The 15,085-nt window shown below is 68.7% G+C and carries 12 protein-coding genes and 1 rRNA gene; 10 read left to right on the plus strand and 3 right to left on the minus strand.

Annotation, left to right across the window (positions count from 1 at the left end):
* The first annotated feature begins 211 nt into the window (after positions 1-211).
* Entirely contained in the window at positions 212-1,732 is a 1,521-nt protein-coding gene (eccD, locus tag BJ961_RS08410) for a type VII secretion integral membrane protein EccD (protein ID WP_271416999.1), read from the plus strand.
* Between the two features lie 136 nt (positions 1,733-1,868).
* Here the strand turns inward: eccD and BJ961_RS08415 are convergent, their stop codons facing one another.
* Complete coding sequence (locus BJ961_RS08415) at positions 1,869-2,165, minus strand: DUF397 domain-containing protein (RefSeq protein ID WP_271320675.1); 297 nt, start codon at positions 2,163-2,165, stop codon at positions 1,869-1,871.
* A 305-nt stretch (positions 2,166-2,470) separates the two neighbouring features.
* Here BJ961_RS08415 and rpsO point away from each other — a divergent pair, with 305 nt between their 5' ends.
* The 5 genes from rpsO to BJ961_RS08440 all read left to right on the plus strand — a co-directional run bounded on the left by rpsO (position 2,471) and on the right by BJ961_RS08440 (position 7,898).
* Complete coding sequence (gene rpsO / locus BJ961_RS08420) at positions 2,471-2,758, plus strand: 30S ribosomal protein S15 (RefSeq protein WP_003973291.1); 288 nt, start codon at positions 2,471-2,473, stop codon at positions 2,756-2,758.
* Between the two features lie 283 nt (positions 2,759-3,041).
* Positions 3,042-5,261 (plus strand): polyribonucleotide nucleotidyltransferase, encoded by a 2,220-nt coding sequence (locus tag BJ961_RS08425; protein WP_271320676.1) that lies wholly within the window; start codon positions 3,042-3,044, stop codon positions 5,259-5,261.
* Positions 5,258-6,637, plus strand: coding sequence for a M16 family metallopeptidase (locus BJ961_RS08430; RefSeq protein WP_271320677.1), 1,380 nt, complete (start codon positions 5,258-5,260; stop codon positions 6,635-6,637). The genes BJ961_RS08425 and BJ961_RS08430 overlap by 4 nt, the downstream gene beginning before the upstream one ends.
* Before the next feature lie 39 nt (positions 6,638-6,676).
* Positions 6,677-7,429, plus strand: coding sequence for a 4-hydroxy-tetrahydrodipicolinate reductase (gene dapB / locus BJ961_RS08435; protein ID WP_271320679.1), 753 nt, complete (start codon positions 6,677-6,679; stop codon positions 7,427-7,429).
* Positions 7,430-7,442: 13 nt separating this feature from the next.
* Entirely contained in the window at positions 7,443-7,898 is a 456-nt protein-coding gene (locus BJ961_RS08440) for a tetratricopeptide repeat protein (RefSeq protein ID WP_271320680.1), read from the plus strand.
* Positions 7,899-7,974: 76 nt separating this feature from the next.
* Here the strand turns inward: BJ961_RS08440 and BJ961_RS08445 are convergent, their stop codons facing one another.
* Positions 7,975-8,529: a hypothetical protein gene (locus tag BJ961_RS08445; protein ID WP_271320681.1), complete on the minus strand. Its 555-nt coding sequence runs from the start codon at positions 8,527-8,529 to the stop codon at positions 7,975-7,977.
* A 118-nt stretch (positions 8,530-8,647) separates the two neighbouring features.
* Positions 8,648-8,887 carry a hypothetical protein gene (locus tag BJ961_RS08450; protein WP_061442225.1) on the minus strand — a complete coding sequence of 80 codons (240 nt, stop codon included), beginning with the start codon at positions 8,885-8,887 and terminating at the stop codon, positions 8,648-8,650.
* Between the two features lie 204 nt (positions 8,888-9,091).
* On the opposite strand from BJ961_RS08450, the gene thyX reads away from it, so the two are divergent.
* The 4 genes from thyX (at position 9,092) to BJ961_RS08470 (ending at position 14,845) form a co-directional block, all read left to right on the plus strand.
* Positions 9,092-9,832 carry an FAD-dependent thymidylate synthase gene (thyX, locus tag BJ961_RS08455; RefSeq protein ID WP_271320682.1) on the plus strand — a complete coding sequence of 247 codons (741 nt, stop codon included), beginning with the start codon at positions 9,092-9,094 and terminating at the stop codon, positions 9,830-9,832.
* 248 nt (positions 9,833-10,080) lie between these two features.
* Positions 10,081-10,980 (plus strand): 4-hydroxy-tetrahydrodipicolinate synthase, encoded by a 900-nt coding sequence (gene dapA / locus BJ961_RS08460; protein ID WP_271320683.1) that lies wholly within the window; start codon positions 10,081-10,083, stop codon positions 10,978-10,980.
* A 155-nt stretch (positions 10,981-11,135) separates the two neighbouring features.
* Complete coding sequence (locus tag BJ961_RS08465) at positions 11,136-12,821, plus strand: ribonuclease J (RefSeq protein WP_271320684.1); 1,686 nt, start codon at positions 11,136-11,138, stop codon at positions 12,819-12,821.
* A 497-nt stretch (positions 12,822-13,318) separates the two neighbouring features.
* Positions 13,319-14,845, plus strand: a 16S ribosomal RNA gene (locus BJ961_RS08470).
* Positions 14,846-15,085: the final 240 nt, after the last annotated feature.

Genomic DNA, 15,085 nt, shown 5'->3' on the forward strand with positions numbered 1-15,085 from the left:
AGGGTGCCCGTGAGACGCGTGAGCAGTTGCGAACCCGCCCGGGCCCGAGTGAAACCCCGCGGACAGCGCAACGCTCGGCACGAGCAACCCCCGCGCCGCACAGCGGTGAAGGGGTGCCACGGAGACAACCGAGCAGGATCGTTACCGAGAGGCGGGGCGCGTCGGTGCCGCACCCCGCCGACATCACCTACTAGGGGGACAACGGGTGAGCATGACGGCCTCCGCGCCGACCGGCGCGACAGGCGGCGCACGCACGGGTGGTGCCGGAAGCCCGGCCGCAGCGGGCTCGGGACTCGGCTTCTGCCGGGTCACGATCGTGGCGCCCGACAGCCGCATCGACGTGGCCCTGCCCGACGACGTGCCGGTCGCCGACCTGTATCCGGAGATCCTGCGGTTCTCCCAGCAGAGCCCCGCCGAAGGTGCGCCGGTCGGGTACCACCTCGTACGCCGTGACGGCACCGTCCTCGACAGCGCCCGCTCCTTCGCGGCGCAGCGCATCCTGGACGGTGAGCTGCTCACCCTGCGTCCGTTCGCCGACTCGCTGCCCCCGGCCGTGTTCGACGACGTGTCGGAGGCGGTCGCCTCCGCCGTCGTCCATGACCGCACGCTGTGGGACGGTGCGCTCACCCGTGTGGCCTGCCTGGTCGGGGCGGGTGTCTTCCCCGTCCTGCTGGCGTTCGTGGCCTGGAGTTCCCAGGTCCGCCACGACATGCACGGCCTGCAGGGCATTCTCGCCGCGGTGGCCGGAGTCCTGCTCGTCACCTTCGCCTGCGTGCGGGCGCGCGTCTACAAGGACCGGGGCTCCGCCCTGGCCCTCGGCCTGGGTGCCCTCGCGAACGTGGCCGTGGCGGGCTCCGGACTGGTCCCGCTCGCCGAGGGACAGGGCATCGGACGGCTCCAGTTCCTCCTGGCGTGCGCGGCGGTCCTGGTCGTCTCCGTCCTGCTCACCCTGATGTCACCGAGCGGCGACAGCGCCTTCGTGGCGTTCGTCTTCTCCTCCGCGATCGGCCTGCTGGCGACGTTCGTGGCGATGCTGACGGACCTGGATCCCATGGAGACGGCCGCGGTCTGCGCCGTCCTGTCGGTGTGCGCCCTGGCATTCCTGCCGGGCCTGTCCGTGCGCTTCGCACGGCTGCCCATCGGCTTCGAACCGCCCAACCAGCCGCGCGGCTCCTACGCGTCCGACGAGCAGAGCGCGCCGGAGCCCGTGGACGCCGAGCGCGTCGCGGCCCAGGCCCGCCGCGGCCACGAGCTTCTCGCGGGGCTGGTCGGAGGCTGCGCGCTGCTCTCCGTGGGCGCGTCGATCGTCCTCGGCTTCACGGGCAACGTGTGGGCGCAACTGCTGACGCTCGCCACGGGCATCGCGATGGTGATGCGGGCACAGTTGTTCCGCTACACCACCCAGGTCGCCGCCACGCTGGCCGCCGGGCTCGCGTGCCTGGTCGCCCTCGGCCTGGGGCTGGCGATGAACCCGCCGACGGAGTACTGGCGGGACGCGCTCGCGGGGGACAGCAGCGGCCTCGACATCCGCAGCGTGTGGCTGGTGGCGGCGGTGGCCGCGGCCGTGGCTCTGGTCACCGCGGTCGGGCTGATCACTTCCCGTCGCGGCGTGACGCCGTTCTGGGGGCGCTTCATGGAGATCGCCGAGGTCTTCGTGCTCCTGACGCTGATTCCCCTGGCTCTCGCGGTGTTCGACGTCTACGCCGCGGCACGGTCGATGACGGGCGACTGAGGGCGGGGCCCGCGGGCGCCAGGAGTGCCCGGCGTCCCGGTCGCGTGATCCCCTCACGTGCCGAAACTGTTCCGCACTGTTCCGCGAGGACGAACCGACGGGCGGACGGCATCCGGAGTGCCGCCCGCCCGGGGCGTCACTCGGCGCCGCTCGTGGTCTCCCGCCCCGCCGGCTCCAGGTCGAACTCCCCGTCCCGAGCTCCCAGCACGAACGCCCGCCACTCCGCCTCCGTGTACCGCAGCACGGTGTCCGGGTCGAGCGACGATCGCATGGCCACGGCCCCTTCGGGGAGGTAGGCGATCTCGACCCGTTCCTCGTGCTGCTCGGTGCCGGGTGCGCTGTGCCACTCGACGCCGGAGATGTCGAGGGCGTAGAGCTCGTCCCGCTCCCGTTCCTTGCGCGCCTTGACTTCCCGGTCCTCGGCATCGGCCATGGTGGCTCGGTCCTTCCTGCACTGCGGTCGGTCGGTGCGGCCAGCCTACTTGCCGTCGTTCTCCCTGTTCAGCGGTTTGCGGATGCCCGTGACCGGAAGAGTGGCGGGGCCGGGCGCGAAGCCCGCGGAACGGGGCCTCCGTCCCGACTGGTACTCTGTGTGACGGCCGTTTGTGTACGCGCCCCCGGAGCCCTGGAGCCCTGGAGGTCGCGCCCAGCGGATCCCCGCCTTCCGAGTCACGGAAGATCCCCCGAGACGTAGACCGGGGGCACTCGGTGGCCAGTCACGGACCAAGAGGAGTACGCGTGTCGCTCGACGCCGCAGTGAAGAAGCAGATCATCACCGAGTTCGGTACCAAGGAGGGCGACACCGGCTCCCCCGAGGTCCAGGTCGCCCTGCTGTCCCGTCGGATCTCCGACCTGACCGAGCACCTCAAGACCCACAAGCACGACCACCACTCCCGTCGTGGTCTGCTCATCCTGGTCGGTCAGCGCCGCCGGCTGCTGCAGTACCTCGCCAAGAAGGACATCCAGCGCTTCCGTGCGCTGGTCGAGCGCCTCGGCATCCGCCGCGGTGCGGCGGGCGCCCGCTAGGACGTCGTGAAGGGAGCGGTTCCCATCGATTCGGGGGCCGCTCCCTTTGCTGTACGTGCGCGGTGTCGCCGCCGCTTTGTAGTGTGGTAACAGAAGAACAAGACGTACGAGGAGAAGCGGACCGCACCGCCGCCGCCGGTCCTCGGTAGTGGCCCCCGGGGGCAGATCCCCGGGTGCTTCGATCGAAGACCGGCCCGCATTGCACGGAACGCTTCTCCGGCACCGTCCCCTCCGCCACACGGGCGGGCGGGACAAAAGACGACAAGCATCGGAGAAATCACTAGTGGAGAACGAGACCCACTACGCCGAAGCCGTGATCGACAACGGCACCTTCGGCACCCGCACCATCCGCTTCGAGACGGGCCGCCTGGCCCGTCAGGCCGCCGGTTCCGCCGTGGCGTACCTGGACGACGACACCATGGTGCTGTCGGCCACCAGCGCCTCCAAGAACCCGAAGGACCAGCTCGACTTCTTCCCGCTCACGGTGGACGTCGAGGAGCGGATGTACGCCGCCGGCAAGATCCCCGGCAGCTTCTTCCGCCGTGAGGGCCGGCCCTCCGAGGACGCGATCCTCACCTGCCGCCTGATCGACCGCCCGCTGCGCCCGTCCTTCAAGAAGGGCCTGCGCAACGAGATCCAGGTCGTCGCGACGATCATGGCCCTCAACCCCGACCACCTGTACGACGTCGTGGCGATCAACGCCGCCTCCGCGTCGACGCAGCTGGCCGGCCTGCCCTTCTCCGGCCCGATCGGCGGCGTCCGCGTCGCGCTGATCCGCGGCCAGTGGGTGGCCTTCCCGACGCACACCGAGCTCGAGGACGCCGTCTTCGACATGGTCGTCGCGGGCCGCGTCCTGGAGGACGGCGACGTCGCGATCATGATGGTCGAGGCCGAGGCCACCGACAAGACCGTCAAGCTGGTCGAGGGCGGCGCCGAGGCGCCCACCGAGGAGGTCGTCGCCGCCGGTCTGGACGCCGCGAAGCCCTTCATCAAGGTGCTGTGCCGCGCCCAGGCCGACCTCGCCGCCAAGGCCGCCAAGCCGACCGGCGAGTTCCCGATCTTCCTGGACTACCAGGACGACGTCCTGGAGGCGCTCAGCGCCGCCGTCAAGCCCGAGCTGACCCAGGCGCTCACCATCGCCGGCAAGCAGGAGCGCGAGGCCGAGCTGGACCGCGTCAAGGGCCTCGCCGCCGAGAAGCTCCTCCCGGAGTTCGAGGGCCGCGAGAAGGAGATCTCCGCCGCGTACCGCTCGCTGACCAAGTCCCTGGTCCGTGAGCGCGTCATCAAGGAGAAGAAGCGCATCGACGGCCGCGGTGTCACCGACATCCGCACCCTGGCCGCCGAGGTCGAGGCCATCCCGCGCGTGCACGGCTCCGCCCTGTTCGAGCGCGGTGAGACCCAGATCCTGGGCGTCACCACCCTGAACATGCTCCGCATGGAGCAGCAGCTGGACACCCTCTCCCCGGTGACCCGCAAGCGCTACATGCACAACTACAACTTCCCGCCGTACTCCGTCGGTGAGACCGGCCGCGTCGGCTCCCCGAAGCGCCGCGAGATCGGCCACGGCGCTCTCGCCGAGCGCGCCATCGTGCCGGTGCTGCCGACGCGCGAGGAGTTCCCGTACGCGATCCGCCAGGTGTCCGAGGCCCTCGGCTCCAACGGCTCGACGTCCATGGGATCGGTCTGCGCCTCCACCATGTCGCTGCTGAACGCCGGTGTGCCGCTCAAGGCCCCCGTCGCCGGTATCGCCATGGGCCTGATCTCCCAGGAGAGCAACGGCGAGACGCACTACGTAGCCCTCACCGACATCCTCGGTGCGGAGGACGCCTTCGGCGACATGGACTTCAAGGTCGCCGGCACCAAGGAGTTCGTGACCGCCCTCCAGCTCGACACCAAGCTGGACGGCATCCCCGCCTCCGTCCTGGCCGCCGCCCTCAAGCAGGCCCGTGACGCCCGCCTCCACATCCTCGACGTGATGATGGAAGCGATCGACACGCCGGACGAGATGTCCCCGAACGCGCCGCGGATCATCACCGTGAAGATCCCGGTCGACAAGATCGGTGAGGTCATCGGCCCCAAGGGCAAGATGATCAACCAGATCCAGGAGGACACGGGCGCCGACATCACGATCGAGGACGACGGCACCATCTACATCGGTGCCGCCGACGGCCCGGCCGCCGAGGCCGCCCGCGCCACGATCAACGGCATCGCCAACCCGACCATGCCCGAGGTCGGCGAGCGCTACCTGGGCACGGTCGTGAAGACGACCACCTTCGGCGCGTTCGTCTCCCTGCTGCCCGGCAAGGACGGTCTGCTGCACATCTCGCAGATCCGCAAGCTCGCCGGCGGCAAGCGCGTGGAGAACGTCGAGGACGTGCTCGGCGTGGGCGCCAAGGTCCAGGTCGAGATCGCCGAGATCGACTCCCGCGGCAAGCTCTCCCTGATCCCCGTGATCGAGGGCGAAGCAGGCGACGACGACAAGAAGGACGACGCCGACAAGTGACGTCCCGTAGCGCCACGGCGACGGCCCGCACCTCCTCGGAGGCGCGGGCCGTCGCCCGTACCCAAACCCTCATCAAGGGCGAGCACGGCATCGGCACGGTCCGCAGGACGACCCTCCCCGGCGGCCTGCGCATCGTCACCGAGACCCTGCCCTCGGTCCGCTCCGCGACCTTCGGCATCTGGGCCCACGTCGGCTCCCGCGACGAGACCCCGGCCCTGAACGGCGCCACCCACTACCTGGAGCACCTGCTCTTCAAGGGCACGGACAAGCGCAGTGCCCTGGACATCTCCTCCGCCATCGACGCGGTCGGCGGCGAGATGAACGCGTTCACGGCGAAGGAGTACACGTGCTACTACGCGCGCGTGCTCGACACCGACCTGCCGCTCGCCATCGACGTCGTCTGCGACATGCTGACCGGCTCGCTGATCCAGGAGGAGGACGTCGACGTAGAGCGCGGCGCCATCCTCGAGGAGATCGCGATGACCGAGGACGACGCGGGTGACTGCGTGCACGACCTGTTCGCGCACACCATGTTCGGCGACAGCGCCCTCGGCCGCCCCGTCCTCGGCACGGTCGACACGGTCAACGCCCTCACCGCCGACCGCATCCGCCGCTTCTACAAGAAGCACTACGACCCCACGCACCTGGTGGTCGCCGCGGCCGGCAACGTCGACCACCACAAGGTCGTACGCCAGGTCCGCGCCGCCTTCGAGAAGGCCGGCGCGTTCCGCGACCCGGTGGCCGCGCCGATCGCCCCGCGGGCCGGCCGGCGCAGTATCCGTGCCGCCGGCCGTGTCGAGCTGGTCGGCCGCAAGACCGAGCAGGCCCACGTCATCCTCGGCATGCCGGGCCTGGCCCGCACCGACGAACGGCGCTGGGCGATGGGCGTGCTCAACACCGCCCTCGGCGGGGGCATGTCCTCGCGCCTCTTCCAGGAGGTCCGGGAGAAGCGGGGCCTGGCGTACAGCGTGTACTCGTACACCTCCGGCTTCGCCGACTGCGGCCTCTTCGGCGTGTACGCGGGCTGCCGGCCCTCCCAGGTGCACGACGTGCTGCGGATCTGCCGCGACGAGCTGGACCACGTCGCCGAGCACGGCCTCACGGACGACGAGATCGGCCGTGCCGTCGGCCAGCTCCAGGGCTCCACGGTCCTCGGCCTGGAGGACACGGGCGCGCTGATGAACCGTATCGGCAAGAGCGAACTGTGCTGGGGCGAGCAGATGTCCGTCGACGACATGCTGGCCCGGATAGCCTCGGTCACGCCGGACGACGTCCGCGCCGTGGCCCGGGACGTGCTGGGACGACGGCCGTCCCTGTCGGTCATCGGCCCGCTCAAGGACAAGCAGGCGTCCCGGCTGCGGGACGCCGTCGCCTGACGGTCCCGTTGCCAGAAGTTCGAGAAGGAAGCATGTGACATGAGCAAGCTGCGCGTGGCCGTCCTCGGTGCCAAGGGCCGGATCGGCTCCGAGGCGGTACGGGCGGTCGAGGCCGCCGGGGACATGGAGCTGGTCGCCGCCCTCGGCCGGGGCGACAGCCTGGAGACGCTGGCCGAGACCGGTGCCCAGGTCGCCGTCGAGCTGACCACCCCCGCCTCGGTGATGGACAACCTCGACTACTGCGTACGCCACGGCATCCACGCCGTCGTCGGCACCACCGGCTGGACCGACGAACGCCTCGCGCAGCTCAACGCGTGGCTCGAGGCCTCCCCGGAGACCGGCGTGCTCATCGCGCCCAACTTCTCCATCGGCGCCGTGCTGACCATGAAGTTCGCGCAGCTCGCCGCCCCGTACTTCGAGTCCGTCGAGGTCGTCGAGCTGCACCACCCGAACAAGGTGGACGCCCCCAGCGGCACCGCCACCCGCACCGCCCAGCTGATCGCGGCGGCCCGGCAGAAGGCAGGCTCCGCACCGGCGCCCGACGCCACTGCCACCGCCCTGGACGGCGCCCGCGGCGCGGACGTGGACGGGGTCCCGGTGCACGCGGTGCGGCTGCGCGGCCTGCTCGCCCACCAGGAGGTCCTGCTCGGCGCCGAGGGCGAGACCCTCACCGTCCGGCACGACTCCCTGCACCACAGCAGCTTCATGCCGGGCATCCTGCTGGGCGCCCGCCGGGTGGCCACCACCCCGGGCCTCACCTTCGGCCTGGAACACTTCCTGGACCTGAACTGAGGCCCTCACCCCGATGCGCGCGAAGATCACCTACCTCGTCACGGCCGCCGTCCTGGTCTTCTACTTCGTCCTGGTCGGCAGCCGCGGCGTGCTGCTCATCAAGACCGGCACCCTGATCACCGTCACCTTCGGCGTCGCGGTGCTGATCCTGCCGGTGATCGGCCTGTGGTTCCTCTGGAAGAACACCCAGTTCGTCCACCGGGCCAACCAGCTCGCCGCCGAACTCGACGCCGAGGGCGGGCTGCCCGTCGACGAGCTGAAGCGCACCCCCAGCGGCCGCGTCGACCGGGAATCGGCCGACGAGGTCTTCGCGCTGCGCCGCGCCGAGACCGAGGACGCGCCCGGCGACTGGCGCAGCTGGTTCCGGCTCGCCGTCGCCTACCACGACGCCCGCGACACCCCGCGCGCCCGCAAGGCGATGCAACGGGCGATCGCCCTCCACGACGGCAAGCACATCGAGGCCGCCTGAGGGGACCGCAGACGAAAGGCCGGGGCCCGGACCGCACAGCTGCGGTCCGGGCCCCGGCCTTTCGACCGTCGGGCGCTCAGCCCCGCCGGTACTCGTCGGCCCACGCCTCCATGGCGTCGGCCGCCCGGTTGAAGGCGCCGTCCCGAGCGAGGAAGTCGGAGTTGTGCGTGGTCAGCAGCGGGGACGCGGGCTCGGCCGACCGGCCCTGCCGGACGAGGAGCAGTGCCTGCCCCTGCACCGTGCGCGGCAGTCCGAGCCAGCGCACCGGCTGCTGCACCGTGCGCAGGCTGGCGACCTGCTGCCAGGACACCGTACGCGTGGTGAAGAAGCTCACCTGGCGCACCCCGTGGGCGCTGACCCACGCGCCCATGCGCAGCATCCGCAGGGCGCAGAGGATGGCGACGACCGCGAGGCCGAAGACCACCCCGGCGGACGACAGCCCGCCCGTCGCCGCGATGATGACCGCCGCGAACAGCACGAACGACGCGAGCAGCAGCGTCAGCGCCGCCGCCCCGACGCGCCACGGCCCCGGCCGGTAGGGCCGGCGCCAGAGGTCGCGGTCGTCGTACGGCAGCGCGACGTCGTCGGCCGTGTCAAAGGCGCGGTCGGCCGTCAGGAAGGGCAGGGGCACGGCTGGTCCTCACTCGTTCCATGGCAAGTGTTGTGCCCGGTGAGGCTACCGACCTGTGTCTCCGGTCACCACCCTCGGGGGTCCGGACGGAGGCCGGGTCGACCGTCCCTACCGCCTGTCAGCGGCCCTCGGACGCCTGTGACGGCTGTTTGTGCGGGGAGGGCTGGTCGGCCGACAGGGCGGGCATCCCGATCACCAGGGAGCCCACGAGACCGGCGACGACGGTGAGACCGAGGAGCCAGCGTCCGGCCAGCTGGCCGAAGGACGCCCGCTCGCGGGGCGGGGGTGTGACATTGCTGCGGAACCTGTCGGCTTCGGCGACGAAGGCGAACGGCACGGGTTCACGCCGGCGGATCATAGGGGCTGCGTCTCCCTTCAGGGACTGGAATGAAGTGCTGTTACTCATACAGACGAACGAACGGCCCTCCAGGTGCCCTGTTTCGCCGACTTCATTGCGGCACGGCATCGAACGCCCGATTCGGTGCCACTTGGCGGGCCGTAGAGTGGCCTCGCCGGGCGCCGCGCCGGGCGCCGAGCGACCAGATGGGAAGGCCCTCCACCCGTGACCGACACCCCCGCCGACGACTTCAAGATCGACCTCCGCAGTGACATCACCGTGGAGCTGGTCAAGAGCGCCGCGACCGACTCCGACGTGCTGTTCGCGGCCCGCGTCTCGACCGCCGGGGAGCAGTCCCTGGACGAGCTGAAGAAGGACCCGGAGCGCTCGAAGGGCCTGATCAACTACCTGATGCGGGACCGGCACGGCAGCCCGTTCGAGCACAACTCGATGACCTTCTTCGTGAGCGCCCCGATCTTCGTCTTCCGGGAGTTCATGCGGCACCGCGTCGGCTGGTCCTACAACGAGGAGTCGGGCCGCTACCGGGAGCTCCAGCCGGTCTTCTACGTGCCCGACGCCTCCCGCAAGCTGGTGCAGCAGGGCCGCCCCGGCAAGTACGTCTTCGTCGAGGGCACCCCGGAGCAGCACGAGCTGGTGGGCGGCGCCATGGAGGACTCCTACCGCCAGGCCTACGCGACGTACCAGCGGATGCTCGCCGCCGGCGTCGCCCGCGAAGTGGCCCGCGCGGTGCTCCCCGTCGGCCTGTACTCCTCGATGTACGCGACCTGCAACGCGCGCTCGCTGATGCACTTCCTGGGCCTGCGCACCCAGCACGAGCTGGCGAAGGTGCCCTCCTTCCCGCAGCGGGAGATCGAGATGGTCGGCGAGAAGATGGAGGCGGAGTGGGCCCGTCTCATGCCGCTCACCCACGCCGCCTTCAACGCCAACGGGCGCGTGGCGCCGTAACGCGCCGGCGCGTGAGCCGGTCCGACCGGCCCGTTCGGACCGGCTCATGCGCCGGGCGGGCACAGATGTACGGATCAGCCGTGCGAAGTGTCCGGATTGCGGCGTTTGGAGAAGTTCATCTAGCCTGATCAAAGGGACCCGGCACTGCCTGAACCCCCGAGCAGGCAGTGCCGGGCTCCACATCCGTTCCGACCTGCCGCCTCCCCCGAGGGCAGACCCCGCCCTGAGCAACGAGTAGCGTGTAACCCATGGCTCCGACCTCCACTCCGCAGACCCCCTTCGGGCGGGTCCTCACCGCCATGGTCACGCCCTTCACGGCGGACGGCGCACTCGACCTCGACGGCGCCCAGCGGCTCGCCACCCACCTGGTGGACGCAGGCAACGACGGCCTGATCGTCAACGGCACCACCGGCGAGTCCCCCACCACCAGCGACGCGGAGAAATCGGACCTCGTACGAGTCGTCCTGGAGGCCGTCGGCGACCGGGCGCACGTCGTAGCCGGAGTCGGCACCAACAACACCCAGCACAGCATCGAACTGGCCCGCGCCGCCGAGCGCGCCGGCGCACACGGCCTGCTGCTCGTCACGCCGTACTACAACAAGCCCCCGCAGGAGGGCCTGTACCTCCACTTCACGGCGATCGCCGACGCGGCGGCGCTGCCGGTCATGCTCTACGACATCCCCGGCCGCAGCGGCGTCCCGATCAACACCGAGACGCTGGTACGCCTCGCCGAGCACCCGCGGATCGTCGCGAACAAGGACGCCAAGGGCGACCTCGGCCGCGCGAGCTGGGCCATCGCGCGCTCCGGCCTCGCCTGGTACTCCGGCGACGACATGCTGAACCTGCCGCTGCTCTCCGTGGGCGCGGTCGGCTTCGTCTCCGTCGTCGGCCACGTCGTCACCCCCGAACTGCGCGCCATGGTGGACGCGCACGTCGCGGGTGACGTACAGAAGGCACTGGAGATCCACCAGAAGCTACTCCCGGTGTTCACCGGCATGTTCCGCACCCAGGGCGTCATGACCACCAAGGCCGCGCTCGCCCTTCTGGGGCTGCCCGCCGGGCCCCTGCGCGCACCGATGGTGGGTCTCACCACCGAGGAGACCGACCAGCTCAAGATCGATCTTGCCGCCGGCGGGGTACAGCTCTGACAACGGACTTCGCACCACCGCACGGCCGGACGACGGACTTCACAACTGAATAGGCGGGCCACCGGTGCCCGCACCCACTTCGACAACTGCTTCTGCACGAACGTCACGCGCGCCACGTGCCACCGGTACGTGGCGCGCGTGGTGAGGAGAGTCTTTTGAGTCATCCGCATCCTGAACTGGGCCGGCCCCCGGCGCTCGCCAAGGGTGGCCTCCGGGTCACCCCGCTCGGCGGGCTGGGCGAAATCGGCCGCAACATGACGGTCTTCGAGTTCGACGGCCGTCTGCTGATCGTCGACTGCGGGGTGCTCTTCCCCGAGGAGGAGCAGCCCGGAATCGACCTGATCCTGCCGGACTTCTCGTCCATCCGGGACCGCCTCGACGACATCGAGGGCATCGTCCTGACCCATGGCCACGAGGACCACATCGGCGGCGTTCCCTTCCTCCTGCGCGAGAAGCCGGACATCCCGCTGATCGGCTCCAAGCTGACCCTCGCGCTCATCGAGGCCAAGCTCCAGGAACACCGCATCCGCCCGTACACCCTCGAGGTGGCGGAGGGGCACCGCGAACGCGTCGGCCCCTTCGACTGCGAGTTCGTCGCGGTCAACCACTCCATCCCGGACGCGCTGGCCGTGGCCATCCGCACGCCGGCGGGCATGGTCGTCCACACCGGCGACTTCAAGATGGACCAGCTTCCGCTGGACGGCCGCCTCACGGACCTGCACGCGTTCGCCCGGCTCAGCGAAGAGGGCATCGACCTTCTCCTGGCCGACTCGACGAACGCCGAGGTGCCGGGCTTCGTCCCGCCCGAGCGGGACATCTCGAACGTGCTGCGCCAGGTCTTCGGCGGCGCCCGCAAGCGGATCATCGTGGCGAGCTTCGCCAGCCACGTCCACCGCATCCAGCAGATCCTGGACGCGGCGCACGAGTACGGCCGCAGGGTCGCCTTCGTCGGCCGCTCCATGGTCCGCAACATGGGCATCGCCCGGGACCTCGGCTACCTCAAGGTGCCGCCGGGCCTCGTCGTCGACGTCAAGACGCTCGACGACCTGCCCGACAGCGAAGTGGTCCTGGTCTGCACGGGCTCCCAGGGCGAACCGATGGCCGCCCTGTCCCGCATGGCCAACCGGGACCACCAGATCCGCATCGTCAACGGCGACACCGTGATCCTGGCCTCGTCCCTCATCCCCGGCAACGAGAACGCGGTGTACCGCGTGATCAACGGCCTGACCCGCTGGGGCGCCAACGTCGTCCACAAGGGCAACGCCAAGGTCCACGTCTCGGGCCACGCCTCGGCCGGCGAGTTGCTGTACTTCTACAACATCTGCCGCCCGAAGAACCTGATGCCGGTCCACGGTGAATGGCGCCACCTGCGCGCCAACGCCGAACTGGGCGCCCTGACCGGTGTCCCGCACGACCGCATCGTCATCGCGGAGGACGGCGTGGTCGTCGACCTGGTCGAGGGCAAGGCCAAGATCTCCGGCAAGGTGCAGGCGGGGTACGTCTACGTCGACGGCCTCTCGGTCGGTGACGTCGGCGAGCCGGCCCTCAAGGACCGCAAGATCCTCGGTGACGAGGGCATCATCTCGGTCTTCGTGGTGATGGACTCGTCCACCGGCAAGATCACCGGTGGGCCGCACGTCCAGGCCCGGGGCTCGGGCATCGAGGACTCGGCGTTCGCCGCGGTGCTCCCCAAGGTCGTCGAAGTGCTGGAACGCTCGGCCCAGGACGGCGTCGTCGAGCCGCACCAGCTCCAGCAGCTGGTGCGCAGGACCCTCGGCAAGTGGGTGTCGGACACGTACCGACGCCGGCCGATGATCCTGCCTGTCGTCGTCGAGGTCTGACGGCCCGTCGGGCCGCTGACAGCGCCAACCTGGAGCGGGGCGCCTCGATTTGCATCGAGGCGCCCCGCTCCAGTACGTTTACATCTCCGCTCGGACGGGCACCCGACCACTTCGTGGATCGGAGTCGGCCCCGGAGGGTGGAAATTCCGACTCAGAATCTCTGATAAAGTCGGAACCGCCGGAAAGGGAAACGCGAAAGCGAGAACCTGGAAAGCACCGAGGAAATCGGATCGGAAAGATCTGATAGAGTCGGAAACGCAAGACCGAAGGGAAGCGCCCGGAGGAAAGCCCGAGAGGGTGAGTACAAAGGAAGCGTCCGTTCCTTGAGAACTCAACAGCGTGCCAAAAGTCAACGCCAGATATGTTGATACCCCGTCTCCGGCCATTCGGCTGGGACGAGGTTCCTTTGAAGTAACACACAGCGAGGACGCTGTGAACGGTCGGATTATTCCTCCGACTGTTCCGCTCTCGTGGTGTCACCCGATTACGGGTAAACATTCACGGAGAGTTTGATCCTGGCTCAGGACGAACGCTGGCGGCGTGCTTAACACATGCAAGTCGAACGATGAACCACTTCGGTGGGGATTAGTGGCGAACGGGTGAGTAACACGTGGGCAATCTGCCCTGCACTCTGGGACAAGCCCTGGAAACGGGGTCTAATACCGGATACTGATCCTCGCGGGCATCTGCGAGGTTCGAAAGCTCCGGCGGTGCAGGATGAGCCCGCGGCCTATCAGCTTGTTGGTGAGGTAATGGCTCACCAAGGCGACGACGGGTAGCCGGCCTGAGAGGGCGACCGGCCACACTGGGACTGAGACACGGCCCAGACTCCTACGGGAGGCAGCAGTGGGGAATATTGCACAATGGGCGAAAGCCTGATGCAGCGACGCCGCGTGAGGGATGACGGCCTTCGGGTTGTAAACCTCTTTCAGCAGGGAAGAAGCGAAAGTGACGGTACCTGCAGAAGAAGCGCCGGCTAACTACGTGCCAGCAGCCGCGGTAATACGTAGGGCGCAAGCGTTGTCCGGAATTATTGGGCGTAAAGAGCTCGTAGGCGGCTTGTCACGTCGGTTGTGAAAGCCCGGGGCTTAACCCCGGGTCTGCAGTCGATACGGGCAGGCTAGAGTTCGGTAGGGGAGATCGGAATTCCTGGTGTAGCGGTGAAATGCGCAGATATCAGGAGGAACACCGGTGGCGAAGGCGGATCTCTGGGCCGATACTGACGCTGAGGAGCGAAAGCGTGGGGAGCGAACAGGATTAGATACCCTGGTAGTCCACGCCGTAAACGGTGGGCACTAGGTGTGGGCAACATTCCACGTTGTCCGTGCCGCAGCTAACGCATTAAGTGCCCCGCCTGGGGAGTACGGCCGCAAGGCTAAAACTCAAAGGAATTGACGGGGGCCCGCACAAGCGGCGGAGCATGTGGCTTAATTCGACGCAACGCGAAGAACCTTACCAAGGCTTGACATACACCGGAAAGCATCAGAGATGGTGCCCCCCTTGTGGTCGGTGTACAGGTGGTGCATGGCTGTCGTCAGCTCGTGTCGTGAGATGTTGGGTTAAGTCCCGCAACGAGCGCAACCCTTGTCCCGTGTTGCCAGCAAGCCCTTCGGGGTGTTGGGGACTCACGGGAGACCGCCGGGGTCAACTCGGAGGAAGGTGGGGACGACGTCAAGTCATCATGCCCCTTATGTCTTGGGCTGCACACGTGCTACAATGGCCGGTACAATGAGCTGCGATACCGCAAGGTGGAGCGAATCTCAAAAAGCCGGTCTCAGTTCGGATTGGGGTCTGCAACTCGACCCCATGAAGTCGGAGTCGCTAGTAATCGCAGATCAGCATTGCTGCGGTGAATACGTTCCCGGGCCTTGTACACACCGCCCGTCACGTCACGAAAGTCGGTAACACCCGAAGCCGGTGGCCCAACCCCTTGTGGGAGGGAGCTGTCGAAGGTGGGACTGGCGATTGGGACGAAGTCGTAACAAGGTAGCCGTACCGGAAGGTGCGGCTGGATCACCTCCTTTCTAAGGAGCATTTCTTACCGGTCTTCGGGCTGGTCAGAGGCCAGTATGCGGGCGAATGTCTCGCACTGGTTGCTCATGGGTGGAACGTTGACTATTCGGCACGATCGGGATGAGGACTGCTAGTACTGCTTCGGCGTGGAACGCAGGGTCTTGACTGAACGTGTCGGGCACGCTGTTGGGTGTCTGAGGGAATGATCTTCCTTCAGTTGCCGGCCCCAGTGCACTCGGGAGTTTCTTCCC

It is taken from the genome of Streptomyces lienomycini (assembly GCF_027947595.1).
Taxonomy (GTDB): domain Bacteria; phylum Actinomycetota; class Actinomycetes; order Streptomycetales; family Streptomycetaceae; genus Streptomyces; species Streptomyces lienomycini.

Excerpts from the sequence above, each read along its gene's own strand:
- eccD (WP_271416999.1), top strand. The coding sequence starts at position 212 with ATGACGGCCTCCGCGCCGACCGGCGCGACAGGCGGCGCACGCACGGGT.
- BJ961_RS08415 (WP_271320675.1), bottom strand. The coding sequence starts at position 2,165 with ATGGCCGATGCCGAGGACCGGGAAGTCAAGGCGCGCAAGGAACGGGAG.
- dapB (WP_271320679.1), top strand. The coding sequence starts at position 6,677 with ATGAGCAAGCTGCGCGTGGCCGTCCTCGGTGCCAAGGGCCGGATCGGC.
- BJ961_RS08440 (WP_271320680.1), top strand. The coding sequence starts at position 7,443 with ATGCGCGCGAAGATCACCTACCTCGTCACGGCCGCCGTCCTGGTCTTC.
- BJ961_RS08450 (WP_061442225.1), bottom strand. The coding sequence starts at position 8,887 with ATGATCCGCCGGCGTGAACCCGTGCCGTTCGCCTTCGTCGCCGAAGCC.
- dapA (WP_271320683.1), top strand. The coding sequence starts at position 10,081 with ATGGCTCCGACCTCCACTCCGCAGACCCCCTTCGGGCGGGTCCTCACC.